General features: G+C 37.4%; 24 protein-coding genes and 1 pseudogene. 15 read left to right on the top strand and 10 right to left on the bottom strand.

What is annotated here, in order from left to right; translation table 11 throughout:
* Positions 1 to 190: 190 nt before the first annotated feature.
* Positions 191 to 1,036 carry a glycosyltransferase gene (locus QF044_RS19865; protein WP_307271100.1) on the top strand — a complete coding sequence of 282 codons (846 nt, stop codon included), beginning with the start codon at positions 191 to 193 and terminating at the stop codon, positions 1,034 to 1,036.
* Complete coding sequence (locus QF044_RS19860) at positions 1,033 to 2,193, top strand: glycosyltransferase (protein ID WP_307271097.1); 1,161 nt, start codon at positions 1,033 to 1,035, stop codon at positions 2,191 to 2,193. Before QF044_RS19865 ends, QF044_RS19860 begins: the two co-directional genes overlap by 4 nt.
* Here QF044_RS19860 and QF044_RS19855 read toward each other — a convergent pair.
* Genes QF044_RS19855 through QF044_RS19845 form a run of 3 tightly spaced genes read right to left on the bottom strand, consistent with a single transcriptional unit; the run spans position 2,190 to position 4,187 of the window.
* Positions 2,190 to 2,948, bottom strand: a complete 759-nt coding sequence (locus QF044_RS19855) for an SDR family NAD(P)-dependent oxidoreductase (protein WP_307271095.1) — start codon at positions 2,946 to 2,948, stop codon at positions 2,190 to 2,192. The genes QF044_RS19860 and QF044_RS19855 overlap by 4 nt on opposite strands.
* The gene (locus QF044_RS19850) at positions 2,948 to 3,181 is read right to left on the bottom strand and encodes a phosphopantetheine-binding protein (protein ID WP_307271093.1); all 234 of its coding nucleotides are present in this window, start codon (positions 3,179 to 3,181) and stop codon (positions 2,948 to 2,950) included. Before QF044_RS19850 ends, QF044_RS19855 begins: the two co-directional genes overlap by 1 nt.
* Positions 3,182 to 3,212: 31 nt before the next feature.
* Positions 3,213 to 4,187 carry a ketoacyl-ACP synthase III gene (locus tag QF044_RS19845; RefSeq protein ID WP_307271091.1) on the bottom strand — a complete coding sequence of 325 codons (975 nt, stop codon included), beginning with the start codon at positions 4,185 to 4,187 and terminating at the stop codon, positions 3,213 to 3,215.
* 44 nt (positions 4,188 to 4,231) lie between these two features.
* Here QF044_RS19845 and QF044_RS19840 point away from each other — a divergent pair, with 44 nt between their 5' ends.
* The 7 genes from QF044_RS19840 (at position 4,232) to QF044_RS19810 (ending at position 10,418) form a co-directional block, all read left to right on the top strand.
* Positions 4,232 to 4,801: a DapH/DapD/GlmU-related protein gene (locus QF044_RS19840; protein ID WP_307271089.1), complete on the top strand. Its 570-nt coding sequence runs from the start codon at positions 4,232 to 4,234 to the stop codon at positions 4,799 to 4,801.
* Positions 4,802 to 4,842: 41 nt separating this feature from the next.
* Complete coding sequence (locus QF044_RS19835) at positions 4,843 to 5,994, top strand: glycosyltransferase (RefSeq protein ID WP_307271086.1); 1,152 nt, start codon at positions 4,843 to 4,845, stop codon at positions 5,992 to 5,994.
* A gap of 12 nt (positions 5,995 to 6,006) precedes the next feature.
* Positions 6,007 to 6,558, top strand: a complete 552-nt coding sequence (locus QF044_RS19830) for a serine acetyltransferase (RefSeq protein ID WP_307271083.1) — start codon at positions 6,007 to 6,009, stop codon at positions 6,556 to 6,558.
* A gap of 457 nt (positions 6,559 to 7,015) precedes the next feature.
* On the top strand, positions 7,016 to 7,684 hold the full coding sequence (locus QF044_RS19825; protein ID WP_307271080.1) for a carbonic anhydrase: 669 nt from the start codon (positions 7,016 to 7,018) through the stop codon (positions 7,682 to 7,684).
* 22 nt (positions 7,685 to 7,706) lie between these two features.
* Positions 7,707 to 8,006, top strand: coding sequence for a hypothetical protein (locus QF044_RS19820; RefSeq protein ID WP_307271078.1), 300 nt, complete (start codon positions 7,707 to 7,709; stop codon positions 8,004 to 8,006).
* A 141-nt stretch (positions 8,007 to 8,147) separates the two neighbouring features.
* On the top strand, positions 8,148 to 9,740 hold the full coding sequence (locus QF044_RS19815) for a SulP family inorganic anion transporter (protein ID WP_307271073.1): 1,593 nt from the start codon (positions 8,148 to 8,150) through the stop codon (positions 9,738 to 9,740).
* 42 nt (positions 9,741 to 9,782) lie between these two features.
* The gene (locus QF044_RS19810) at positions 9,783 to 10,418 is read left to right on the top strand and encodes a carbonic anhydrase (protein WP_307271070.1); all 636 of its coding nucleotides are present in this window, start codon (positions 9,783 to 9,785) and stop codon (positions 10,416 to 10,418) included.
* Positions 10,419 to 10,546: 128 nt separating this feature from the next.
* Here the strand turns inward: QF044_RS19810 and pth are convergent, their stop codons facing one another.
* The 7 genes and pseudogenes from pth to mfd all read right to left on the bottom strand — a co-directional run bounded on the left by pth (position 10,547) and on the right by mfd (position 19,379).
* A complete protein-coding gene (pth, locus tag QF044_RS19805; protein ID WP_307271067.1) occupies positions 10,547 to 11,110 on the bottom strand; it encodes an aminoacyl-tRNA hydrolase in 564 nt (187 codons plus the stop codon).
* 86 nt (positions 11,111 to 11,196) lie between these two features.
* A complete protein-coding gene (locus QF044_RS19800) occupies positions 11,197 to 12,141 on the bottom strand; it encodes a hypothetical protein (RefSeq protein ID WP_307271064.1) in 945 nt (314 codons plus the stop codon).
* A 97-nt stretch (positions 12,142 to 12,238) separates the two neighbouring features.
* Positions 12,239 to 13,111, bottom strand: a complete 873-nt coding sequence (locus QF044_RS19795; RefSeq protein ID WP_307271061.1) for a hypothetical protein — start codon at positions 13,109 to 13,111, stop codon at positions 12,239 to 12,241.
* Between the two features lie 154 nt (positions 13,112 to 13,265).
* The gene (locus QF044_RS19790; protein WP_307271058.1) at positions 13,266 to 14,009 is read right to left on the bottom strand and encodes a hypothetical protein; all 744 of its coding nucleotides are present in this window, start codon (positions 14,007 to 14,009) and stop codon (positions 13,266 to 13,268) included.
* Positions 14,010 to 14,016: 7 nt separating this feature from the next.
* A complete protein-coding gene (locus tag QF044_RS19785) occupies positions 14,017 to 14,832 on the bottom strand; it encodes a hypothetical protein (protein WP_307271056.1) in 816 nt (271 codons plus the stop codon).
* Between the two features lie 3 nt (positions 14,833 to 14,835).
* Positions 14,836 to 15,657, bottom strand: a complete 822-nt coding sequence (locus tag QF044_RS19780; RefSeq protein WP_307271053.1) for a hypothetical protein — start codon at positions 15,655 to 15,657, stop codon at positions 14,836 to 14,838.
* Positions 15,658 to 16,009: 352 nt separating this feature from the next.
* Positions 16,010 to 19,379, bottom strand: a pseudogene (mfd, locus tag QF044_RS19775) (transcription-repair coupling factor).
* A gap of 251 nt (positions 19,380 to 19,630) precedes the next feature.
* On the opposite strand from mfd, the gene QF044_RS19770 reads away from it, so the two are divergent.
* The 6 genes from QF044_RS19770 to QF044_RS19745 all read left to right on the top strand — a co-directional run bounded on the left by QF044_RS19770 (position 19,631) and on the right by QF044_RS19745 (position 25,416).
* A complete protein-coding gene (locus tag QF044_RS19770) occupies positions 19,631 to 20,023 on the top strand; it encodes a hypothetical protein (RefSeq protein ID WP_307271051.1) in 393 nt (130 codons plus the stop codon).
* Positions 20,024 to 20,202: 179 nt separating this feature from the next.
* On the top strand, positions 20,203 to 20,448 hold the full coding sequence (locus QF044_RS19765; protein ID WP_307271048.1) for a hypothetical protein: 246 nt from the start codon (positions 20,203 to 20,205) through the stop codon (positions 20,446 to 20,448).
* 127 nt (positions 20,449 to 20,575) lie between these two features.
* Positions 20,576 to 22,075 carry a GH3 auxin-responsive promoter family protein gene (locus QF044_RS19760; RefSeq protein ID WP_307271045.1) on the top strand — a complete coding sequence of 500 codons (1,500 nt, stop codon included), beginning with the start codon at positions 20,576 to 20,578 and terminating at the stop codon, positions 22,073 to 22,075.
* Between the two features lie 70 nt (positions 22,076 to 22,145).
* The gene (locus QF044_RS19755; RefSeq protein ID WP_307271041.1) at positions 22,146 to 22,508 is read left to right on the top strand and encodes a hypothetical protein; all 363 of its coding nucleotides are present in this window, start codon (positions 22,146 to 22,148) and stop codon (positions 22,506 to 22,508) included.
* A gap of 93 nt (positions 22,509 to 22,601) precedes the next feature.
* Entirely contained in the window at positions 22,602 to 23,837 is a 1,236-nt protein-coding gene (locus QF044_RS19750; RefSeq protein WP_307271038.1) for an MFS transporter, read from the top strand.
* A 91-nt stretch (positions 23,838 to 23,928) separates the two neighbouring features.
* Positions 23,929 to 25,416: a hypothetical protein gene (locus QF044_RS19745; RefSeq protein WP_307271036.1), complete on the top strand. Its 1,488-nt coding sequence runs from the start codon at positions 23,929 to 23,931 to the stop codon at positions 25,414 to 25,416.
* Positions 25,417 to 25,438: the final 22 nt, after the last annotated feature.

The following is a 25,438-nucleotide window of genomic DNA, read 5'->3' as shown; positions in this document are numbered from 1 at the left end:
ACTTAGATCACTTTAGACTTTAAATATGTGCTGTTCTAAAGGTTTTTATTAAAATTTAACAGCAATTGCAATTATTTTATTAGAGCAAAACCTTAAAAAAATACTATTTTAAAGTGATTTTGCGCTTTTAAGATTGTGTTGTGATTTTCATATGATTATAATTAAGATATTTGCACTTTAAAACACTCAAATGATATTTTCAATTCTTGTTGCCAATTACAACAACGGAAAGTTTTTTAAAGATTGCTATGACAGTATTATTTCTCAAAAATATGATAACTGGGAAGTGATTATTCTTGACGACTGTTCCACTGACAATTCATTACAACTCATTAATGACCTTATTAAGGGAGACACCAGATTCAAGATTTTTGAAAACGAAGTGAATTCAGGAGTTGGAGTCACTAAAGCTAAACTTATTGAACTGGCCAACGGCGAGATATGCGGCTTTCTGGATCCTGATGACGGGCTATCGCCTGACGCGCTTCTTTCAAGCATTAATGTATTCAGGAAAGATCAGAATGTAGTGCTTACGTACTCTAAATTTGTGAAATGTGATGAGAATCTTAAGCCGGTAACTGTTCCCAAAGTATCTGCACAGGTTCTTAACAATGATCCTTATTTTTTCAACTGTCCGGTAAGTATTGTTCATTTTGTTTCATTCCGAAAAAACATTTATACCCAAACAGAAAAAATAGATACTTCCATGCGGATTGCAGAAGATCAGGACCTGTATCTGAAAATGTATGAAAAAGGAGATGTCCGGTTTATCGATGAAAACAATTATTTTTACAGGGCACATTCCGGCGGAATTTCTCAAAATGAAAATAAGCCAAAGTCTAAAGAATATTTTGCTCAGGTGATCTTCAATGCGATGAAGCGAAGGAATCTGAAAACAATCAATGGAAAAGCGATTCCGGAACGCTATACGGATTCTAAAGAAATTTATAGTTTATTAGAATATCAAAACTCGATCTCTTACAGACTGAAAAAGAAATTAAAGATATTTGTACAACAATTTTTTACCCGAGAATGAATAACAGAAAAATAAAAGTCCTTTTCAGACACCGTTCTATGGAAATGGGTGGTGTGGAAAAAGTGATTCTCAGCATTCTTCATAATCTTAATCCGGAAAAATTTGATATTACCGTATGTTTGAATCTGAACCAGGGCGAGCTCAGAAATGAATTCCCGGAACATGTTAAAAAAATATACCTCACGGACGGAAAGGAAGACTTCTCTACCAATCCTCTGATTCATAAATTGCAGCTGGTCCGCAGAAGGCTTAAACTTTCCCGCGCCCTGAAAGACCATACATTGTCCGACCGTATTTTAGGCAATAAAAAATTCGATATTGAAATTGCTCCTACCTATTCAGCATTTTCATCCGTGATCAATTCCAGCAATACAGCTTCAAAAAAAATAGGCTGGTTTCATTCTGAGATTAATGTACCTACTTTGCAGCCTTTAGTCCCTGATATCCTTACGAATTTCCCTCAGTTTGACCACATGATCTACTGCTCCCAAAAGATTAAGGATCTCATGCACAAATACTATCCGGAATTACAATATCCTGAAGAGAGTGTAGTGATTAATGCCATTCCTATTGAGGAGATTAAAAAGAAGGCCGAAGAAAAGATTGAAGCTCTTCCTGAAGGACCTGTTTTTGTTTCTGTAGGACGACTTCATAACAGGAAAGGCTATCACAAGCTTATTGATGCCCACAAAAGATTGATTGATGAAGGTTTTCATCACAGTATTATTGTTATTGGAAACGGTGAAGAAATGAAAAACCTTACGGAACAGATCCGTATGAATAATGTGCAGGACACTTTTATTTTAAACGGTAATAAGATGAATCCTTATCCTTATGTCAAGAATGCAGATTATTTCATTCTTCCGTCAGAATCTGAAGCCTGGCCGTTGGTAATTGCTGAAGCATTGATTCTTCAGAAACCGATTATTGCAACAGATACAGGAGATGTAGGCGTGATGATTAAAGACAGGGAAACCGGTTACCTCATCAATTATGATACTGATGAAATGTATACTGCTATGAAAACTTTCCTCACGGACCCCGAGTTAATTTCAAGGATCAGAAAAAACCTGGAAACCATAGAGGATCAGTTTGACAATCAGAAAATTTTCGATGCTGTAGAAGGAATTCTTGAGGATCTTTACCAGAAAAATTAGTGGGCAGAATAACCTCCGTCTACGACTAAATTGGATCCAGTGATCCATTTTGAAGCATCTGAAAGCAGGAAAATACAGGCATTGGCCACATCTTCCGGCTGCCCGATTCCAAGCGGATGCTTTTTAAGGATCTCTTCGGCAGCGGCTTCACCAATGTTTTCAAACATTTTTTCCAGTATTGGGGTATTCACCATTGCCGGGCTGATACTATTCACCCTTACGCCGCTTCTGGAAAGTTCCATGGCCAGAGAACGAGCGCCTGAAATCACAGCTCCTTTACTTGCTGAATAAGCAGCTTTTCCTATTTCACCCACCATTCCTGCTACTGAGGAGATGAAGACAAAACTGGATGTTTCGTTTTTGTATTTTTTCAGGGATAAAATTTTAGCAATTTCAAAACCTGAAATGACATTGACTGCAAAAATATCAGTGTAAAGCTGGGGTGTATGCTTTTTAAGCGGAAGTGTTTTTTCTATCCCTGCACAATGGATAAACCCTGAGATTTTCCCCAGAACGGACATTTTTTCAGCAATCAATTCTTCCAGATTTTCAGCATTGGTAATATCAGCGATGATTATTTCAGCTTTGGAACCGGGAGCAAGCAGAGATACTGTCTTTTGCAGTTCCTCCTCATTTCTTGCTACAAGAATAAGATCTGCCCCACTTCTGCTGCATTCTACAGAACAGCTTCTCCCGATACCGGAAGAAGCGCCTGTAATAAGAATTGTTTTATCTTTTAAAGAAAACGGATTCATTAATCTTCGAAGTTTTCTTTGCCTATCACATTCATAAGATCAGAAACAGTTTCTACATCTTTAAAATGCTTTGTATCGATCTTTTTATCGAAATTCTCATCTACAAATGCAATCACAGAAAGCAGACTTATGGAGTCATAACTTTCTAATGCCTTCAAATTTGTATCAAGCGTCAGCGTTTGGTCTTCTTCTAATTCTTCCTGTAATTTCTCTAAAAAAACGGATGTCTTCATATTTTTTTTATTTATGTTTTATATTACTATTTTAAATTTCCAGTACAGTTGCGCCCCAGGAATATCCTACTCCAAAACCGGCTATCAATACACGGTCTCCTTCTTTCAGCGTCCCTTTGTCCAGCATATTTTTCAGGGCGATTGGAATGGTTGCTGAAACCGTATTTCCAGTATTTTCCATGTCAATATAGAACTTTTCTGCCGGAATTTTGGTCTTTTTTCTTAAATAATTCAGCATAAAAGAATTGGCCTGGTGAAAAACAAAGTGGTCAATATCATCCATGGTCAAACGGTTTGTCTCCAAGGTTTCTCTTACCAGTCCCGGGATATTTTCTATGGTAAAATTAAAAATTTCAGGACCGTTCATATATAGATTCTCTGGATCAAATTCATTTTCAGGATTAAGCTCAAAATTAGTTTTGAAAGCGCCTTTTTTCACAATAAGGTTTTCAGCACCGCTTCCGTCTGTTCCCAGGCAAAACTGATAATCCTTGGCATTTTCATCTTTTTCTACGATAACTGATGCCGATGCATCTCCAAAAATACTTCTGTTGGCTTTATCTTTGGGGTTGATATGTTTTGTATAAGTTTCGGAAGTGATCAATAAAATACTTTTTGCAATACCTGCTGTTATTAATCCTTTAGCAAAAGCCAGTCCATAAACAAATCCTGAACATCCCAAATTAAAATCTATTGCTCCTATATTTCTTCTCAGACCCAATCTGTCCTGAAGGATACAGGCTGTAGTGGGAAGGAAATAATCGGGGCTTTGGGTACAGAAGAGGACAAAGTCTACTTTATTCCTGTCATAAGTCTCAAAAATTTTTTCTGAAGATTTTACGGCAAGCTCCAGTACAGTCTCGCTGTCTGAAGAAATATGACGCTGTCTGATGCCTATTTTTTCATGGATTCTCTCGGAGCTCCACTCAGGAAATTCTTTCTCAAGATCCTCATTTGTAAGAATCTGTTCGGGCAAATAATATTCTATTTTGGAAACTTTTATCATATAAATTCTTTTTCTTTGCAAAAGTAAAAAACAAATTTACAACAATGATTTTTATATACAGAATCGTTTTGAAATTACATTCCCTTTATCATGCTTTTCTTAACAGGGCTAGCCTTGAGGCTGCAAAAAACCGGGGCATGAAGGTTGGGAAAAACTTCAATATGCCGGATAAAATCTATTTTGGAACGGAACCTTACCTGATAGAAATAGGTGACGATGTCAATATTGCCGCAGGAGTAAGATTTGTGAACCACGGCGGCACCACTACCCTTCTGAGAAAGCTTCCGGGCTATGAAAATGCAAGGATTTTTGGAAGAATAAAGATCGGGAACAATTCTACCATCGGAATCAACTGTGTGATCACTCATGAAGTACAGATCGGAAACAACTGTATTCTGGGTGCGAATTCCGTTTTGTCACAATCTATGCCGGACAATACAGTATTCATAGGGAATCCCGCACAGTTTCTCTGCACGATAGAAGATTATGGAGACATTGTTTTAAAAAGCAGCCCGGACTATCCCCGGGAACTGGAAAAAGACAGAAAAAAACTGGATGAATATATTAAGGCCAACCTCCCTTATAAATTCAAAAAAGCCAGAAGAATAAGATAACACAAGCTGAAAAATTTATTAGCGTTACTAACTAACATTCTATGCCCCAAAAGAAAAAAATCCTCATAAGAATTGGTTCCCTCCGTCACGGAGGTGCAGAAAAAGTTCTGATCAACTTTCTCAAAAACCTTCCTGAAGATAAATATGAAGTTGATTTACTGATTAACCTGTATACCGGAATGTACATTAAAGAGGTGCCGTCATGGGTGAATCTTCATTATTTGCTGAAAGGTGAGATGATCACCACAAACAGGCCTCATGAAATTCCTGTAAAGGCATTCAGGGTGCTGTACCAAAAGATGTTTCTCTGGTTTCCATTTCTTCTCTATAAATTCATTTTAAAAGATAAAAAATACGACGTTGAAATAGGAGCTATCCACGGGATGTACCGGGAACTGCTTTCCAGCCCGCAAAAGAATTCAAAAAAAATAATATGGATCCAAAATGACATTTTTAATCTTAAAGAATATACTCCGGATGTCATCAGGCAACTTTTCAGGTTCGACAGAATACTGGTAATTTCCAATAAGCTGAAGGAGGAAATGCAAAAGCTTGCTCAAAATGACAGGGAGAAACAAGCCGTTGTTAAAATTTTCAACCCTATCGACAAAGAGGACACTTTAAAAAAGGCAAATACAGTCATTAACGATTATCCTTTTACCCAGGACCTTCCTACCTTTATTACCATTGGAACGGTATATCCGCAGAAAGGCTACGACAGGCTGATGGATGTTCATAAGAAACTGATGGATGAAGGATTAAAACATCAGATCATCATCATTGGTGATGGTTTTGATTTTGAAAATATCCACTCAAAACTTAATCAGCTGGGACTTCAGGAAACGGTAAAAATGCTGGGCTTCAGGAGCAACCCGTATCCTTATCTGAAAAAGGCTGATTTTTATGTAATGTCTTCCAGGCATGAAGGTTTTCCTACCATTATTGCAGAAGCATTGATTTTGAATAAACCTGTTGTATCTACAGATGTTTCAGGAATAAAAGATCTTCTCCAGGAAGGAAAATTAGGATTTATTACACCTAATTCGGAGGACGGAATCTATGAAGGAATGAAGAAGTTTCTTACAAATAAAGAACTTGCAGGACATTATGAGAAAGAGATCGCATCAGCAGATCTGCCTTTTGTACTTGAGAAATCCGTAGCACAGCTTCAGGAAATCATTGATGGATTATAAATAAATTTTAAAATGGGTTATACAGTTATACAAAAAGATTTTTATAGAGAAAGCGGAAAATGGCTTTCCACATTTGGGATCTGGAAAAAGTGTATCAATCCTAATCTGCATTTTATTTATGTTTTCAGAAAAGCTCAGCAGCATCTGAAAACGCCGCTTGTAAGCATATTCTGGAGGATTGTTCTCAGACATTACCAGATCAAGTATGGCTATCAGATCTATCCCGAGACTGAAATTGGGGAAGGTTTTTATTTGGGACACTGGGGAAGCCTGGTTATTAATCCTAAAGCTAAAATCGGGAAAAACTGTAATATGGCCCAGGGAGTAACCATCGGGCAGCAAAACCGTGGTAAGCTTCAGGGGTTTCCTATCATCGGTGATGAAGTCTGGATTGGAGCCAACGCTGTCATCGTAGGCGGAATTACTGTTGGCAACAATGTTTTAATTGCTCCAAATTCTTATGTGAATTTTGATGTTCCCTCCAATTCTGTTGTTGTAGGAAATCCCGGAACAATTTACTCAACAGAAAGTGCTACAGAAGCTTATATTAATAACAAAGTATAAAAGACAACTCATAGACTTATATCTATATTATGCTAACTGATCTTTCATCTTTAATATCCGGTGTCTATTTAGTAAGAATAAACAACTCTGATACAATAGTTAAGATTATTAAGAATAAATATCCTTGTAAAATTTGAACCGTCTCAGTTTTGAGGTGGTTTTTTTGTAGAATTAAGAATATTTTAATCTTCCGTTCTCATTTTATCATTTATAGTTTGTAATTTTATATTGAATTTTTAAGTTTGAATTGTAAACATTTTGATCAGATTCATCCAGAAACAATAGCTATCATTGACTTTAAACATGATTTTAAGCATATTTTAATATTAAATATTGTTAAAAGTGATTGCATTTTCCGCAAAAATTATATTTTTGCATAGTTATTGATTTAATCTATTGAATTTGAAAATAATTTAAACGAAATAAATAATTATAAAAACCTTTTTAATTTTAAATTATGTCACAATCGTACGAAGTTATTTTCGAAAACAACAGAAAATGGGTAGAATCTAAAATTTCGCAAGATCCAGATTTCTTCAGCGAGCTTGCTAAAACTCAGCATCCTGATTATCTATATATCGGATGCTCAGACAGTAGAGCTACAGCAGAAGAACTGATGGGGGCAAAACCTGGAGAGGTTTTTGTTCACAGAAACATCGCTAATGTAGTCAACACTTTAGACATGAGTTCAACGGCAGTTATTCAATATGCAGTTGAACATCTTAAAGTAAAACATATTATTGTTTGCGGGCATTATAACTGCGGAGGTGTAAAAGCAGCGATGACTCCTCAGGACCTGGGACTGTTGAATCCGTGGCTGAGAAACATCCGTGATGTTTACAGATTGCACCAGGCCGAGTTAGATTCTATTGAAGATGAAGGAAAGCGCTATGACAAGCTTGTAGAACTTAATGTTCAGGAGCAGTGCATCAACGTGATCAAAATGGCCTGTGTACAGGAAAGATATATTTTGGAAGAGTTTCCTATTGTACACGGCTGGGTATTTGACCTTAGAACAGGTAAGATTATTGATTTGGAGATCGATTTCGAGAAAATCCTAAAAGACATCCAAAAAATCTACAACCTTACAAGTTCTGATTGGGTAATGAGCAGAAAAACGACGTAGTTTTTCTAAAAATGAATGTAAGATGAAATTCTGGAGTATTATTGTATTAACCTTCTTTCTCAATTTCACAGCACTGCCAGGCATTGCTGCAATTGCCAATTGGGATATCGCAAGGACTAATGTAATAATCAATGAAGAAGAACCGCATTCTCACCCATCCTCTTTTATTGTTTACGAAAAAACACTTCCGAAAACTTTGGACGTATTCGATTACGTTAAATTTTCAGAACCTGATCTTCAGGGTGTTTCTTTTATACTGATAGATGATTCCTTTCATCTGTCTCCTTTACTCACCATATTTTCTCCGCCTCCGGAAGCTTAACTTTAAGTACAGCCAGATTTTTTAATCGTATTCATATCAAATTGGATATCGGGTACGTGTGCTTTAAAATTAAATTTCCAATCTTTTATAGTTGATTATCTACGTATAGATCAATCGGTTATAGTATTTTTCAAAAACATCATGAAAAAAACATCATTTATAGGAGGAATCAAGGAGAATTTCCCTTCAGGACTCGTTGTATTCTTAGTAGCGCTTCCATTATGTCTCGGAATCGCTTTAGCATCAGGGGCACCGCCTTTGTCAGGAATAATCTCCGGTATAGTAGGAGGATTAGTAGTAGGATTTCTAAGTAACTCAAACATATCAGTATCAGGTCCGGCAGCCGGGCTTACAGCCATTGTTTTAACGGCTATTACAGACCTGGGGGCTTTCGAGCTTTTCCTTTGTGCCGGAATTATTGCCGGTTTTATCCAGTTAGTTTTAGGATTTATCAAAGCAGGAAGTATATCCAATTATTTTCCGAACAATGTCATCGAGGGAATGCTTGCTGCCATCGGTATCATTATTATTTTAAAACAAATCCCTCATGCCATGGGATTCGATAATGATTATGAAGGGCACGAATCTATTTTTGACAATGGACTTAACTTCGGATATTTCACAGAATTATTCGGAGCCGTACATACCGGTGCCATTTTAGTAACGCTGGTTTCTGTAGGCATTCTTATTCTCTGGGATAAAATTCCTGCTTTAAAAAGAATGAAAATGCTTCCCGGAGCATTGGTAGCAGTAGTGGCAGGAATACTTCTTAACGAATTATTCAAACTGTCCGGAAGCTCATTGGCGATTGGTACGCAACACCTGGTTTCACTACCCGTTCCAAAATCATTGGATGATTTCAAAAATCTTGTTACGATGCCTGATTTTAATGGATTCACCAATCCTAAGGTATGGATAGTAGGGGCAACCATTGCCATTGTAGCTTCTATTGAAACACTGCTTTGTATTGAAGCTTCAGACAGATTAGATAAGCAGAGAAGAATTACCGATACGAACCTTGAACTTAAAGCGCAGGGAATCGGGAATCTGATCAGTTCATTTATCGGAGGTCTGCCAATGACTTCCGTAGTGGTAAGAAGCTCTGCCAATGCTAATGCAGGAGCTACTTCAAAGTCATCTGCAATGATCCACGGTATATTACTATTGGTCTGTGTACTTAGCATTCCTTTTATCTTAAACCTTATACCGCTGGCAACGCTTGCCGCTGTACTGATCCTGGTTGGATATAAACTGGCTAAGCCTGTAACCTTCAAACATTTCTGGCATTTGGGTAAATTCCAGTTTATACCATTCGTAGCGACCGTAGTGGCTGTAGTGGCGACCGACCTTCTGAAAGGGGTTGGTATTGGTCTGGCTATTTCCGTATTCTATATCCTTCAGGGAAATATGAAGCGTGCTTATTATCTGAGCAGAGAAAAGCTGGATGATGCAGATGGTATCAACATTAAGCTTGCTGAAGAAGTTTCTTTCTTAAATAAGGCTGCCATCAAAAAGACACTAAAAAACATTAAGCCCAACTCTACTGTGACCATTGATGCAAGAGGAACGTCATATATCGCTACAGACGTACTGGAAATGATCCAGGATTTTGCTAATATCAGGGCAAAAGAAGAAGACATTAATGTGGAACTTTTAGGTTTCAAAACTTCATACAAAGATTACGAAAGAGATGAAGATTCTCACATCCTCATCACCCACAGAAGAGCTATGTAAGCTCATTACAATAATTTTAATTTTAAAAAGAATAAATATCATATGAAAGCACATACATACGAAACTCAATCTACAATTACGCCTGAAAAAGCATTAGATTTTTTAAAAGACGGAAACCAAAGATTCGTAAATAATCTAAAGGCAAACAGAGATCTTTTAGAACAAGTAAATGCAACCCGCGAAGGGCAGTGGCCTTTTGCCGTAGTATTGAGCTGTATAGACAGCCGTACCTCTGCAGAACTTATCTTTGACCAGGGGTTAGGAGACGTTTTCAGTATCAGAATTGCCGGTAATTTCATCAATCAGGATATCCTAGGGTCAATGGAATTTGGCTGTAACGTGGCCGGCTCCAAGCTTGTAGTCGTTTTAGGACACACCAAATGCGGTGCATTAAAAGGAGGCTTAGATGCAGCGCAGATTCAAGGAATGGGAATGGATAATCTAAACCATCTGATTAATCACTTTGACCCAATTATCAATGAAATCATTGAAGAAGGCGAAGAACGTTCATCAAAAAACGGGTCGCTTTTGGAAAGACTGAACCAGCAAAACGTAAAAAACGCAATCGAAGATATCCGTAGCCAAAGCTCTACCCTTAAAAAGCTTGAAGACGAAGGTAAGATCAAAATAGTTGGAGCCAACTATGACGTTGAAACAGGAGTTGTAACCTGGCTTTAACAAAAATCATGTAATAGTTAGATTGGAAATTGATTTTTTAAAGTATAACAGAAGACCATCGGAAAATCCGATGGTCTTTATTTTTATTTATCCGTTTATGATGATGGGAACCGCTTCTATTACTGATTTTACTTCCCGTTAAATGCTGACATGGTATTATTGATCCCTGCAAAAACAAAGGATAAGCTGGCTTTAGAAAACATTTCAATTCTTTCGGCAAGCTTACCGGATTCTTCTTCGTTCCATGTTCCTAAAACATAGTCTACCTGACGCCCTTCAGAAAAGTCCGCAGAAATCCCGAAACGCAGTCTTGCATAATTTTGGGTCTGAAGCTTTTCATTGATACTTTTTAACCCGTTGTGGCCAGCGTCAGAACCTTTCATTTTCATTCTTAAAGTTCCGAACGGAAGCGCTAGATCATCTGTCACGATAAGTACATTCTCCAAAGGGATGTTTTCTTTCTGCATCCAGAATTTCACAGCATTTCCGGAGAGGTTCATATAAGTATCCGGTTTTAGAATGAACACTTTTCTTCCTTTATGTTTCCCTTCTGCCATCCATCCAAAATTGGTGGTATTAAATGAAACCTCAAGCGTTTCTGCTATTTTTTCTGCAACTTTGAATCCTATATTGTGACGGGTATTTTCATATTCAGGACCTTTATTTCCAAGGCCGACTATTAAGTATTTCATTGAGAAATTTTTTGCAAAATTAAGGGATAAAAAATAAAAAAGCCCAATCTTGAAAGATCGGGCCTGTATATTTTAAATATTATTTTTTAGAAAGGCTTATAAATGTAGTTTACACCATACCCTTTTGTCATATACGTCTGTGGATCATAGTTGTAATTTGTAGTTCTTATGATCGGAGTAGGAATAGGAGGAAGAAGATCGGTTACCGACATTTTCTTAGGATTGTTTGGAGATAGAATATGACTTTCCTGATCCTTAAATTCAGTTGACATCAATCTCGAAATCTTATACGCTGATGGAAGCAATGTAAATGGACTGATCACGGTATCATAATCATAGAAATCAAATGCATATTTGCTGGTAGGTCTTCCGAATACAGGTGCGTTCATAGTTCCTGTCATAGGTCCGTAATGTTTTACCACTTTGGATACATTATCACCTAAGTAAGAATATGCTGTTTTAGTATAACTGATAGGCATTAACGGCTGTCCCGGAACATCTGGTCCGTTTTTCATGATAATAGTATCAATCTTTGCAGTAGAAGCATTGTATATTAAATCATAAAGAGATTTTGTCTTTGCTAAAAGAGTCTGCGGTCCTGGTGTAGTTGCCGGAGGCACCGGTGCTGGTCTTCTGAAGACCGAACGGCTTTCAGAAACTTTATCCAGTCTGTCATTGGGTCCATAGGTAAATAACTGGGTATAAGAAACACTGTCTTTATCCAGCTTTCCATTACCATCAAGATCTAAAAATCCATTAAAGGTAATCTGGCTTATTTTGTCACCACTATAGGCAATATCTGTAATTGAAGCACTATCTGTGATTACTTTCGTTACCAAAAGCCCACTGTAATGATATTCTGCTAATGTATCTTTGTCTGTGATTTCTCTGTATAATGCTCTTGGGCCGTTTAAGCCTCCCGTATTGTTCAGATCCAATAACGGATCTCCATTTTCATCCAGCATATCTTTACATGAGTGTACTGATGAGAATCCTGCGAGTAATAAAATAAAGTAGAAAAGCTGTTTCATTTCCAGGTAATTGTTTATTTTTTGACAAATATAACTTTTTTTTATACAAAAGTTAGGTTTTTATTTATATTCCAGTAAAACTGATAATCAAATAAGACTATAAAGTTCTGTATACATATTTAAGGGTCTGATCCTTATCTGACACCGGATAATTGTAACCATCATACTGATAAGTCATAGGTGTATTCACACCCGGTGCAGGAGAAGGAGGCATCACATACACAGAGGTTGGGTTGTTCGGAGAGATCCTGTAAAAAGTTTCAGGACGGATGAGACTCCATGCGGTAAAGAATGATTTAGGAAGCGTAGAGAACGGACTTACTTTGGAGTCATAGTTCTGGAAGCTGTATACCGTAAGCTTCGCAGTAGCCATATTGGGAGCTCCCGTGCTTGTAAGCACTCCCTTGGCACATTCTGCCTTAAAGATATTGTCTCCGTTGTAAGTAAAAGTACTTTCCACGAAAACACTGTAAGCTGTATTTCCGGCTACTTTTCTTTTTTCAAGGATCTTGGCAAGCTTTTTTCCGGAAGCATCATAAGTAAATGTATAATCACTCACAAAAGAATCCAGCGCTGTAGCAGCTGTAGCGATACATGTAGCACTGTAAACATTTCCTTTGCTGTCTTCACTTACGCTAAAATCATAAGCCACACTGCCAGTAATACTTCCCAGGAATTTTATTTTAGCAATTTTATTATTAACATAGGTAGCGGTACCGGTATAGTAATTATTGGTCACTCCATCTCTCAGCATACCTTTATTAAAAAGGCTTCCATTGAAAGAATATTCTTCCTGAACATTATTGTTTAAAGTGATCTTTTCCAGGACTCTGGCTGGCGGAGGTGTATTTCCATTATTTCCGCCATTATTGGCACTCGGTTCAAAGTCATCCGAAGAAGAGTTGTTACATGAGATCATAAGACCAAACAAAACTCCTGCACAGATTTTAAAAAGATAGTTTTTTCCCATGAAAAAATATTTTAGTGAGTTCACAAATATAACTCATTTTTTTTATGAAAACATCTGTTTTCACAACAAATCGATAGCAATACACATTTTTTCATCAAAAAAACCTAAAAACACAAGGCTTTTAGGTTTATATTTATACAATCTGTTATGAAATTTAATAAGGCTGCAGTACAGATGTTGTTAAAACCGACTGAGACATCTCATTATTCAGATAAGTTGTATTAACAGCTGTTCCGATTCCTAGAGTTCCTGAATTCAGGTTTCTTTTGGTACAGGCTATTTTTACAACGTAATTATTTTTTGGGGTTAGATTGGCAAGTGTCGCATTCAGATTAAAGATTTTATAACTTCCGTCCGAACCTATTAAAACGTCTGTGCGAACTGCCCTGAGAAGATTATCTACAAAAACACCACAGGCAAAACCGGCAGAAGCATTACCATTTCCCGTTTTCTGAGCAGTGGTCTGGAAGGTAAAAGCTACTTTATTTACAGCATTGGTAATAGAAAAAGTATCAGTAGTCCCCGGTAGAACCGTCCATGTACTATTAATTGTTGTCCCTTCCGTATATGGGCTTGTAGATCCGTTAGTTGAAGAAAATACAGCACCCGTCTTATCTGCTACCGTATTTAATGAAAACACAGACATACTTCCTTGGCCATCAGCAATTTTTACACTTTTCCAGTCATTTACATTCAGTTCTGAATTATTATGAAAAATAGTTCCCGCTGATCCTGCAGATCCTTTCAAAAGATTGGTTCCTCCAGTTCTAAGCTCTTTCCTTACATTAATATCCCCGTTTACATCCAGCATATTAACAGGATTGGGAGTATTGATACCCACCTGCGCATTTGCCAATACCGCAAACACTAAAGATTTTATAATAATAATTTTTTTCATGCCTAGATTAGTTTATAATTGGGTTAAATATCTGAGGAATCTCATATACGTCAACCTTCAGGGAAGACTGAGCAATAAAGTCATTAATGTTTGAGTCTGCATTTATTCCTATAGTCAGTGTCACACTGCTTGCCGTATTGTAAGACGCAATTCTTGAACAGGCAACGCTTACATTATGCTGTCCCTTAGTAAGATTGGATACAACCCCGATCTGGTTGTGGGTAATGAAAGTACTGCTTGCACTACTTGCTTTTAGATTTCTCTGTCTAAGATTCACCAGCTTGTCATCCACAAAAATACCACATGCATAGTCTATTGAAATATCAGGTGTTCCGTTGGCAGGAAGATTGGCCTGTACCACCGTTTCAAACTGAAAATAAGTTTTGCTGTCTGTACTGAACACACTGATAGGCTGTGACAAACCTGCAATTTTCTTAAATCCTGGCAGACTGGCAATATCCGTTCCTTTAGCAAAAGCTGTATTCTTAGCCGTTATAGTGGACTGCTCATTACTGGCAAATCTCACTCCGGTTCTATCAGAAAAAGAGTTATTGAATATTAAATAGAATTTATTCGGTTCATATTCCGGAATACGCAGCGACTTCCAGATCGGAGGATAGCCTTCACCCTGCGAAACCAGAAGCTGGTCATTATTTCCCTGGGAAAGACTGTTGTCTGTAACATTCAAAACAACGATCTTATTTCTTAAATTGATATCACCATTGACATCCAGTTTTGCTTTTGGAGAATCCGTATTGATTCCCACCTGGGCAGAAAGAGACAGTCCTGTTACAAAAAACAGGATTGATATAATATTTTTCATCAATTAATTGCTTTTATAAGTTACGTATTCAATAACATCTATTTTCATAATAGATTCTAGAGTAAATGCATTGGAAACAGTATTTGTATTGGATACATTTCGCCCTATTGCAAACTCTGAGTTCAGATTGGATGTATTGATCTTTCGGCAAGCCACTTCAAGTGTCTGTGCACCTATAGGAACATTCTGCTCCGTATAATTAAGGGTAAAAATATAATCCTGGATTCCTGCCTTTTCTGTGTTGTTATTGGAAACCACTTTGTCAGGACGCACTGCTACCAGTTTTCCATTCCTGAAAACACCACAGGTAAAAGTAATCGACTGAGAGGTACCTGCACTTGGAGCCTTCATCTCAATACCTGTCTGAAACTGGTAAGTCAATCTGTTTTTTCCGTTTTTAATGATGAAATCATTTTTAAGACCTTCAATTTTGAGCCACTTTCCTTTTGAAGTATCGGTAATATCATCTCCGACATTGTTCTTATAGATATTATCTGCTGCAATACCACTGGAAAGCTCTATAATACCTGCCTGATCTGATGACAAATACGAATTGATCAGTTTATACTGACCTTCTTCCATAAAGGATACATTTAAAGATTTCCAGATGGGAGGCAAACCTTCGCCCTGAGAAACCAAAACCTGGCCGTTCAGTCCGGCATCTCCAATCTGGGCAGATGTACCGCCTACTCTAAGTTCTTTTCTTAAGGTGGTCTTCCCGTTGACATCGAGAGTAGATTTAGGAGAAGTAGTTCCAATTCCCACCTGAGCGTTGACAGAAAGTGATACCATCACAGCTGTGCAACATAAAATATTTTTTTTCATAATAAGGGTTGCAAAGGTAATGATTTCATTCAAAAAAAATCCCTTAACCACCTTTAAACCCGTAGTAATAAAACGATTATGTTGTAGAATTAATCGTACGAAAAAGTAGAATTATTACTACATTTTATTATTTTTTTTATTGACTTTCGAGATCAAAATCGCTAAAACCTCCTAAGAGAAGCCCATACCGGAACATTTTTTCTCATTACATCGTGATTTTCAAGAGCTTTACGTTCGGTAGATTATTCTTATTTAAAAATAAAAACATGATATTAATCAATAAAAAAAGATCTGAAAAGCATGTTTTCAGATCTTCTATTACACTTTTAAAGAAAAAAATACCGGGTATTTTTTATCTGTGTCCAATAATCGTTTTCAGCAATATATTAACCTCATCTACATTTTTTACTTTCTCCTTTCTCATCATGAGCTGATTTCCTTCCTTCCCAATTTTCTCTTTCAGCTGAGCTTCAGCAGGATTTTGAGTTAAGTAACTGATAATATGCCTGAAACCATCTGTCTGATAAAACTTATCCTGTGGATTTCCAGGAAAATACCCTAAAAATATCCCATTCTTCATGACAATCTTTTCAAATCCTATTTCTGAAGCGAGCCATTTCAACGCAACGCTCTTCAACAAATTGACGGCTTCCTTTGGTAAGGCACCAAAACGGTCGATTAATTCCAGCTCAAACTGATGAAGATCTTTTTTCATTATCAATCTCCGCAATTTTCTGATACAGCAGCAACCTTTCTTCCGTGCTCGAAATATAGAAATCCGGAAGCATCAGCTCAAGATCCGTATCAATATTCACATCTTTCACAGATTTAAAAAGCTTCTGCCTGTCTTCTTCATTATCAAATAAATTCTCAAAGTCAGCATCATCTTTTAATTCTTCCAAAGCTTCCTGCATTAGTTTCTGATAGGTTTCAAACCCCATTTCATTGATAAATCCGCTCTGCTCACCACCCAGAAGATCTCCAGCACCACGGATCTCCAGATCTTTCATTGCAATCTGGAAACCGCTTCCAAGATCAGAGAACTGTTCAATAGCTTCAAGACGTTTTCTGGCATCGGAGGTCATCATATCATAAGGAGGCGTAATCAGATAACAGAATGCCTTTCTGTTGCTCCGTCCTACCCTTCCTCTCATCTGGTGCAGATCTGCCATCCCGAATTTATGAGCATCATTGATAAAGATCGTATTCGCATTAGGAACATCCACTCCACTTTCTACAATGGTTGTAGAAACAAGAACGTCATATTTACCTTCCATAAAATCCAATACATTCTTCTCCAGCTGCTTTCCTTCCATCTGGCCATGTCCTGTGATCACTCTTGCATCAGGAACCAGTCTTTGGATAAGTCCGGCTATATCTTTTAAGTTTTCTATCCTGTTATTAATAAAATAAACCTGTCCGTCCCGCTGAAGTTCATAAGAAACTGCATCCCTTAGAATCTCTTCACTAAAACCTATCAACTGCGTATCAACCGGCTGCCTGTTGGGCGGTGGAGTTTTGATAACTGAAAGGTCTCTTGCCGCCATCAGTGAAAACTGAAGCGTTCTCGGAATCGGAGTAGCAGTCAGTGTAAGGGTATCTACATTATTTTTCAGAGTTTTCAGTTTATCCTTTACGGAAACTCCGAACTTATGTTCCTCATCAATAATCAGCAAGCCAAGATCTTTGAACTTAACAGAGTTGCCTACCAACTGATGAGTTCCTATAATAATATCTACTTTCCCGTTTTTAAGCCCGTCTAAAGCTTCAGATTTCTGCTTGGCCGTCCTGAACCTGTTCACATAAGAAACAGTCACCGGAAAATCTTTCAGTCTTTCTTTAAAACTTCTGTAATGCTGAAAAGCCAGAATGGTGGTAGGAACCAGCACAGCAACCTGCTTACCATCCGTTGCCGCTTTAAATGCAGCACGGATCGCCACTTCTGTTTTCCCGAAACCTACATCTCCACAAACCAGTCTGTCCATCACTGTATCTGCTTCCATATCCTTTTTTACATCAATGGTCGCTTTTTCCTGATCCGGAGTATCTTCATAAATAAAACTGGCTTCAAGCTCATTTTGCAGATAAGAATCCGGGGTGTAGGAAAATCCTTTTGCCGTTTTTCTTTCAGCATATAACCTGATAAGATCAAAAGCGATCTGTTTTACTTTTGCTTTTGTTTTTTGTTTCAGAGACTTCCACGCCGGAGAACCTAATTTACTCAGAACGATCTCCTTTCCATCAGGGCCGTTGTATTTTGAAATTTTATGGAGGGAATGGATACTTACATATAATAAGTCCCCATTTTTATAAGTCAGCTTGAAACATTCCTGGATCTTTCCATTATTGTTTACTTTCACGAGCCCCATAAACTTCCCTATTCCATGATCGATGTGGGCAATATAATCACCTACTTTTAGGGACATCAGATCTTTCAGGGTAAGCTGTTCAGATTTGGCAAAAGTATTTTTCGCTTTATAACGCTGATAACGGTCGAAAATCTGATGATCTGTATAAACCAGGAGCTTGTGTGCGTTATCTACAAATCCTTCATGTAACTCAGACTTGAAGCTTTTAAAAGGAAGTTCATGTTCTAATTCCTCAAATATAGATTCCAGTCTCTCCCGCTGCTTCTCCGTTGAAAAAGAAATCCAGGTATCAAAACCTTCGTTTTGCTTTTCTTCCAGGTCTTCTATTAGCAGTTCAAAGTTTTTATGAAAAGATGGCTGTGGTAGCTGTTCAATTTTTATTTCAGTAATTTCTTTAAGTCCTTCAATTGAAATTCCTGCAAAATCAATGGTTTTGAATTTTTTTAAATCAAACAGAAATTCCTGATCGGAAATGAAAAGTTCCTGTGGGGTTCGGTGAGCTATATCTTTGTTTAAAGTCACATACTTTTCCAGTGATTTTTCATAAAATGTTTTGATCTTCTGCATACCAACCGCTCCATTCCTGGAAACAACAAAACTTTCCACAGGCAAAAGCTGCAAAAGCGAGACTCTGGTTCCCGTTACCGAAAAATTCATATTGGAAACCAGCTGAAAGTCTTTGACTTTGTCTATCGAAAGCTGTGTTTCTATATCAAAAGTTTTGATGCTTTCCACTTCATTCCCAAAGAAGGTGAGGCGGTAAGGTTTTTCATAAGAATAAGAAAACACGTCAACAATTCCTCCTCTTACGGAAAATTCTCCGGGTTCAGAAACGAAGTCCGACTGCTGGAAATTATAATGATTCAATAATTCATCTACAAAATCAAAATTCAGATGATCGCCTACTTTTATATGATGCGAAATCGCCTTAAAGTCTTCCTTCTTCAAAACCTTTTCAGATAAGGCTCCTGCGTAAGCCACAATCACTTTTGGTGATCTTCCGGAAGTAATTTTATTAAGAACTTCTGTTCTGAGTACGAGATTGGCATTCTGCGTTCTCTCTATCTGATAAGGCTCCAGATGGGTTGCCGGGAAATACAGAACTTTGTCTTTTCCAAGCAGGTCTTCCATTTCTGTATTGGCATATAATGCATCTTCTTTGTCATCTACCAGATAAAGAACGGTTTTCTTCCTGGTCAGGAAAAGTTCGGCAACAAAAATAGATACCGACGAACCGGCACTTCCTTTTACGGAAATATGCTGGCTGCTTTCTAACTGAGTGAAAATCTCTTTTCCAAATTCTTTTTGAAGCAAATCGGGAAGAAACTTTTCTTGTATAGGTTTTAGCTGCATAATATAATAGTGGTATAAACGACAAAATCGATTTCGGGAGTGTTCCGAAACCGTTTATATATAACAAAGGTAAGGATATTTTTTTCTTTAAACATGAATGAAGGATTATCTAACATTCATATAAACAGGCTAAAAAACTGATTAATCATAATTTTTGCTAATTTATCTAATTAAAAGTTAAAATAACTACAGCATTCCTGCGTGGCATAGTGTTTGAAAATTATACCTAGTAAACTTAAAGAAATAAAATTATGAAAAAAGCAATCAAAATCTTAGGCCTTTTTATGCTGGTATTTTTTACCGCATTATCTTTCACGTCGTGCAGTGACGATGATGATCCCGTAAACAACGATTTCTTCGCAGGAACCTATAAAGGAAAAATTTCCTATAATGACGGATCTACAAACAACAGCACAGATAACGGAAGTGTATTTGTGACTAAAATCGCCAGCGGAACAAAATATAATTTTGCATTCTCCAATGGTATTCCAGATCTTAACGGAGTAGAATTTCAGCAGCAGGGTGACCACACACTGGTAATGGTAGGTGGAACTGCTACATCTTATATAAGAATTGACAATAACGAATTGAAAATCTTATATTTGAAGGATGGTAAAACCTGGACAGCCAACTGTACCCGATAATCAACTATTCATACTTATATCAGAGCCTGCTTTTATTTACTAAGCAGGCTTTTTTATGTCTAAAGCCTTGCTTTTAAGATTTTTTTAAGCTGTAATAAACTTTAGTTAAGTTTAGAAATTCAACTTTTTCAGCTCGCTTTTTGTATACCTTTACTCAAGAAAAAATAAACAATACCCTCATGAAAAAATTTTTAACAGCAATGTCACTAGCATTAGGACTAGGATTTGCAACTGCCCAACAGACTGCTCCGGCTACCACCGCAGCTCCTCATCCAACTACAAAAATGATAAAGGCTCCTGCAGCTAAAACTGCAAAACCTGCAGCTAAAATGAAGAAGGACGGAACGCCAGACAAAAGGTATAAAGAAAACAAAAACCTAAAAAAAGATGGTACTCCTGACAAAAGGTACAAAGCAAACAAGTAAACTTTAACATATAGTTGTTATTTTCATAATCAAATTTCGAAGAACCGGTGACTCATTCGCCGGTTTTTTATGGTTTTATCCAAAGGAAAATGGTTTCATATTCTATACTTATTTATAAATTTGAACCATGTTAAATTTCTTCAAGAAAAACACAGCACTGGTTTGGGCAAAAAAACATGTCCGAAAAGCCGGGGAATTCAAAAAAAATTCGGAAAAGAATCAGGAAGCTCTTTTGCTGTCTCTTGTAAAGACGGCTCAGAAAACTCTTTTCGGGAGGGAGCATGGTTTTGAAAATATTCATTCTGTAAAAGAATTCCAAGAAAAGGTACCTGTTGCTGATTACGAAGACCTGAAACCTTATATTGAAAGGGTAAAAAAAGGACAGGCTAATATCCTCTGGCCGGAAACACCTGAGTATTTTGCAAAAACTTCAGGAACTACTTCGGGCTCTAAATACATTCCTATTTCTAAAGAGGGAATGCCATATCAGATTGCAGCTGCACAAAGTGCGCTTTTCCATTATATCGCACAGAAAAACAATGCAGATTTTGTGAATGGGAAAATGATATTTCTTCAGGGCAGCCCTGAACTGGAAGAGGTTTTTGGGATAAAAACAGGGAGACTTTCCGGAATTGTCGCCCATCATATTCCGAATTATCTTCAGAAAAACCGTCTTCCAAGCTGGGAAACCAATATGATGGAAGACTGGGAAGCTAAAGTAGACAAGATCGTTGAGGAAACAGAACATGAAAATATGACACTGATCTCCGGCATCCCACCATGGCTGATCATGTATTTTGAAAAGCTGACTGAAAGGCATGGCAAAAAAATCAAATCCCTTTTCCCTAATCTTCAGTTGATCGTGACCGGAGGTGTTAATTATGAACCATACCGTGATAAAATGGAGGATCTTTTGGGCGGAAAGGTTGATATTGTTCAGACATTTCCAGCCTCTGAAGGATTTTTTGCATTTCAGGACGATTATACCAAAGAAGGCCTACTTCTCTTGACCGATCATGGAATTTTCTATGAATTTATTCCTTTAGAAGAATATGGAAAGCCGGAAGCACGAAGATTAACTTTAAAAGATGTGGAGCTTAATAAAGATTATGCGCTGATTCTTACTACAAATTCTGGTTTGTGGGCTTATTCAATTGGAGATGTGGTAAGGTTTATTGATAAAGATCCGTATAGAATCCTGGTAAGCGGAAGAACAAAACATTTTACTTCAGCATTTGGAGAGCACGTAATTGCCTTTGAGGTAGAGGAGGCAATAAAGGCTACATTAGAAAAGTATCCTGCCCAGATCACCGAGTTTCATTTGGCACCACAGGTAAACCCTGCAGAAGGACTTCCGCATCATGAATGGCTGATAGAATTTGAAAAGGAACCTGAAAACCTTGAATTCTTCAGAAATGAATTAGATCTTCAGCTTCAAAACAGAAATACGTATTATAAGGATTTGATCACAGGAAATATTCTGCAGAAGCTCCAGATCACAACACTGAAAAAGAATGCTTTTCACGAGTATGCAAAATCACAGGGCAAACTGGGAGGTCAGAACAAAACGCCAAGACTAGCCAATGACAGAAAAATTGCAGATCTATTAGAAACTTACAAACTTTAAAAGATATTTTTTCAATTCAAAAAACATATATTGGAAAAAAATTATAAATTTGAAAAACTAAAAAATAATAATGAGAGCATCTGTACTTTTAAAATCATCTTTACTAACCTCTTTATTTGTGATCTCTTCATGTGCTACTACAAAATACAGTGAGGATATTTCTAAAAACAATTATTCTAATTTACAAGCTGGAAAATTTTATGTAGTTACCATGAAAGATGGCTCTCCAAAGCAGAAAATGCTGTTCAGAAACGTTGACGGAGACAATCTTATTGGTACCGCAGGTAAAAAGGACAGTACAGAAGTAATTATCCCTAAATCTAATGTTGCAGCGGTAAAAGACAGATCGAAAGCGAGAGTAACAGCAGGCGCCACCGTAATAGGAGCTGCAGGTGTTGCTGCTATCGTGATCAGTTCACTGAGGGCAGACTAAAATAGATTTTATCTTTCAAAACCTATTTGATTTATCATTTAAAAAAACAAGATACAAACAGCCTTAAATGAATATTTAGGGCTATTTTTGTGCATGATTTCCTTTACACCGTTAAAAACATTGCAAAATGTTGAATTCAGGAATCTTCTTACGGGAAGATTTTTTATTGTTTTAGCCTTCAGAATGCTTGCTACTTTATTGGGATGGTGGGTATATCAATTAACAAAAGATCCTTTTTCAATTGGCCTTATCGGACTTTCGGAAGTAATTCCTGCGGTAAGCTGTGCTTTATATGCGGGTCATGTGATTGATATGAATGAAAAAAAGAGGCTGCTTCTGATCTGTAATTACACTTATATTTTTCTGATCGGGCTTCTGCTGATCCCGGCTTTCTTAAATGTAGAACTGCATTTCAGCGGGCACGAGATCACTTACTATATCTATGGTGTCATATTTTTTACAGGCATTGCAAGAGCTTTCATCGGACCTATTGTTCCGTCTATGATTCCTAAAATTGTAAAGAAAGAGAATCTTCCAAATGCGGTAACTCTAAACCAGGCTACATTCCTGATCTCTTCTGTCTGCGGGCATGCTGCAGGTGGGCTTCTTATCGGATTCTTCGGAGTAAAATGGACATTGATCGTCATTATTTCTTTGATATTTATCGCTTCTCTATTCTTCTGGCAACTCAAACAACAGCATTCAGAATACAAAAAAGAGAATGTAAATGTTGTAGAAAGTATGCGTGAGGGGATTTCTTATATTTTCAAGACGAAAGAGATTTTAGGCGCTTTATGCCTTGATATGTTTGCGGTACTTTTCGGAGGTGCTGTTGCGATGATTCCGGTTTTTGCCACCGACATTCTGGATGCAGGAGCGGAAGGTTTCGGGCTTCTGAATGCAGCTTCCGATATCGGTTCCATGTGTATTATTACACTTTTGGCAGTTGTTCCCTTAAGAAAAAATCAAGGAAAAATTCTTCTGGCCGTTGTTGCCGGGTTTGGGTTCTGCATCATTGGTTTTGGATTATCCAAAATGTATTGGCTTTCATTTATGTTCCTTGTGATGAGCGGGATGCTTGATGGAATCTCAGTAGTGATCAGGGGAACCATTGTTCAGCTTAAAACTCCGGATCACATCCGGGGACGTGTACTGAGTGTGAATTCTATTTTTATCATGTCCAGCAATGAAATGGGACAGTTTGAAAGCGGTCTAATGGCAAAACTATTAGGCGTAGTGCGGTCTGTGGTGTTTGGAGGGAGCATGACGGTACTCATTGCACTGCTTGTAGGAAGTACAAATCCCAAGCTGAGAAAAATGAAATATTAAACAACAATATGCTGATTCTATTAAATATATCACAAAATCTTTAAATTAACTTTAATAATTTTTTATATTTGTCTTTTTTAAATCCCCCTTTATGAAAAAAGCATTACTCATTTTTCTAATCTTCTGTTCGCATATATTTTATGCCCAATCAGATTGTATTAGTGCAATATCAATCTGCGGAAACTCAGATATTTCTTATACCCCCTCCGGACCAGGAAATGTACTGGAAGGAATTGGTGCTAATTCTTGTCTGAATGATATAGACAATGAGCACTTTTCTGTATGGTATAGCTTTACAGCAGCGACTTCCGGAACACTAGCATTCGTTATTAATCCCAATATTGACACAGATGATTATGACTTTGCTGTTTACGGTCCAACAACAAATGGCTGTACTTCTTTGAACAATAACAATGTTTTTGTAACTCCTTTGAGATGTAACTACAATGGAACAGGGAGTTCACAGGGAAATACAGGTCTGCTACTTACAATTCCGCCTCCGCCTCCGCCAAATACCAACGGTAGTGCCGGAAACCAGGCTGAATGGAGCCCACATATGGTGGTACAGGCTGGAGAAACTTATTATCTTGTTGTAGACAACTTTAGAAGTTCTCCGGATGGATTCTCACTAACATGGACAGGGACTGCAAGTTTAAGCTCTGCATTCAACGATCCTTCTCTGGCGCCGTTTCCATTTTTAACTCCAGGACTTCCTGCAGCTAACCCGAATGACCCGAATGAAGTAATGATATGTTCATTGGCTACTCCATTCAACTTTAGTTCATTAAGTGCAGCAGTTATTAACGGTAACAGTCCAAATTTCAAGGTAAGCTATCATAAAAATACGAATGATGCTATTACGGGAGGAAATCCTGTAACCTCAGAAGTTGTGAGTCTAACATTACCTTACTATTATAGAATTGTATATCAGGACCCGGTTAATCCGACAAACCCTATGAATGGCTGTTTTATTACAGGAAAATTCAAATTTAAAGATGCAAGCTTTACCTTAACCAATGCTACGCTTACCAGCTGTAGTAATAACAGTTCAGGAACAGCAATGTATGACCTTACCACAGCTAATGTTGGAGCCGGTCCTACCCATGTGCTGCAATATTATCCTACAATGTTCGATCTTAATGCAGGCACTAATGAAATTACAAGCCCTGCTATCTATCAGTTTGTTTCAGCTGAAGGAAAAATATTTGTAAAAGCAACGAATGAATTCGGATGTACTGCCACGGCAGAGATCACTCTGAAATTTCATCCGCTGGTAGCAGTAACTCCTGCTTCTTTAAGATCATGTTCTCTAGAAAACAATCCTTCACTGGGCACTTTCAATCTAAGTAATGCCCCGGTAGTTACGGGTACAGCACCTAAAAAATATTACCCTTCCCTTTCGGATGCTCAAAACGGGACTAACGAGATTTTAAATTTCTTAACCTATACAGCACCGTCAGGAGTGATCTATGTAAAAGTATTTAACGCACAGGGATGTTATTCAATTGCAAAAGTAACGCTTACAGTAATTTTCTCCGGTTTACTCAAATGTACTTCAGGACAAAATTATCTGTATTGAAGATAAAACTACACTGGATGCA

It is taken from the genome of Chryseobacterium sp. W4I1 (assembly GCF_030816115.1).
GTDB lineage: Bacteria > Bacteroidota > Bacteroidia > Flavobacteriales > Weeksellaceae > Chryseobacterium.
This window is presented reverse-complemented; position numbering and strand designations above follow the sequence as displayed.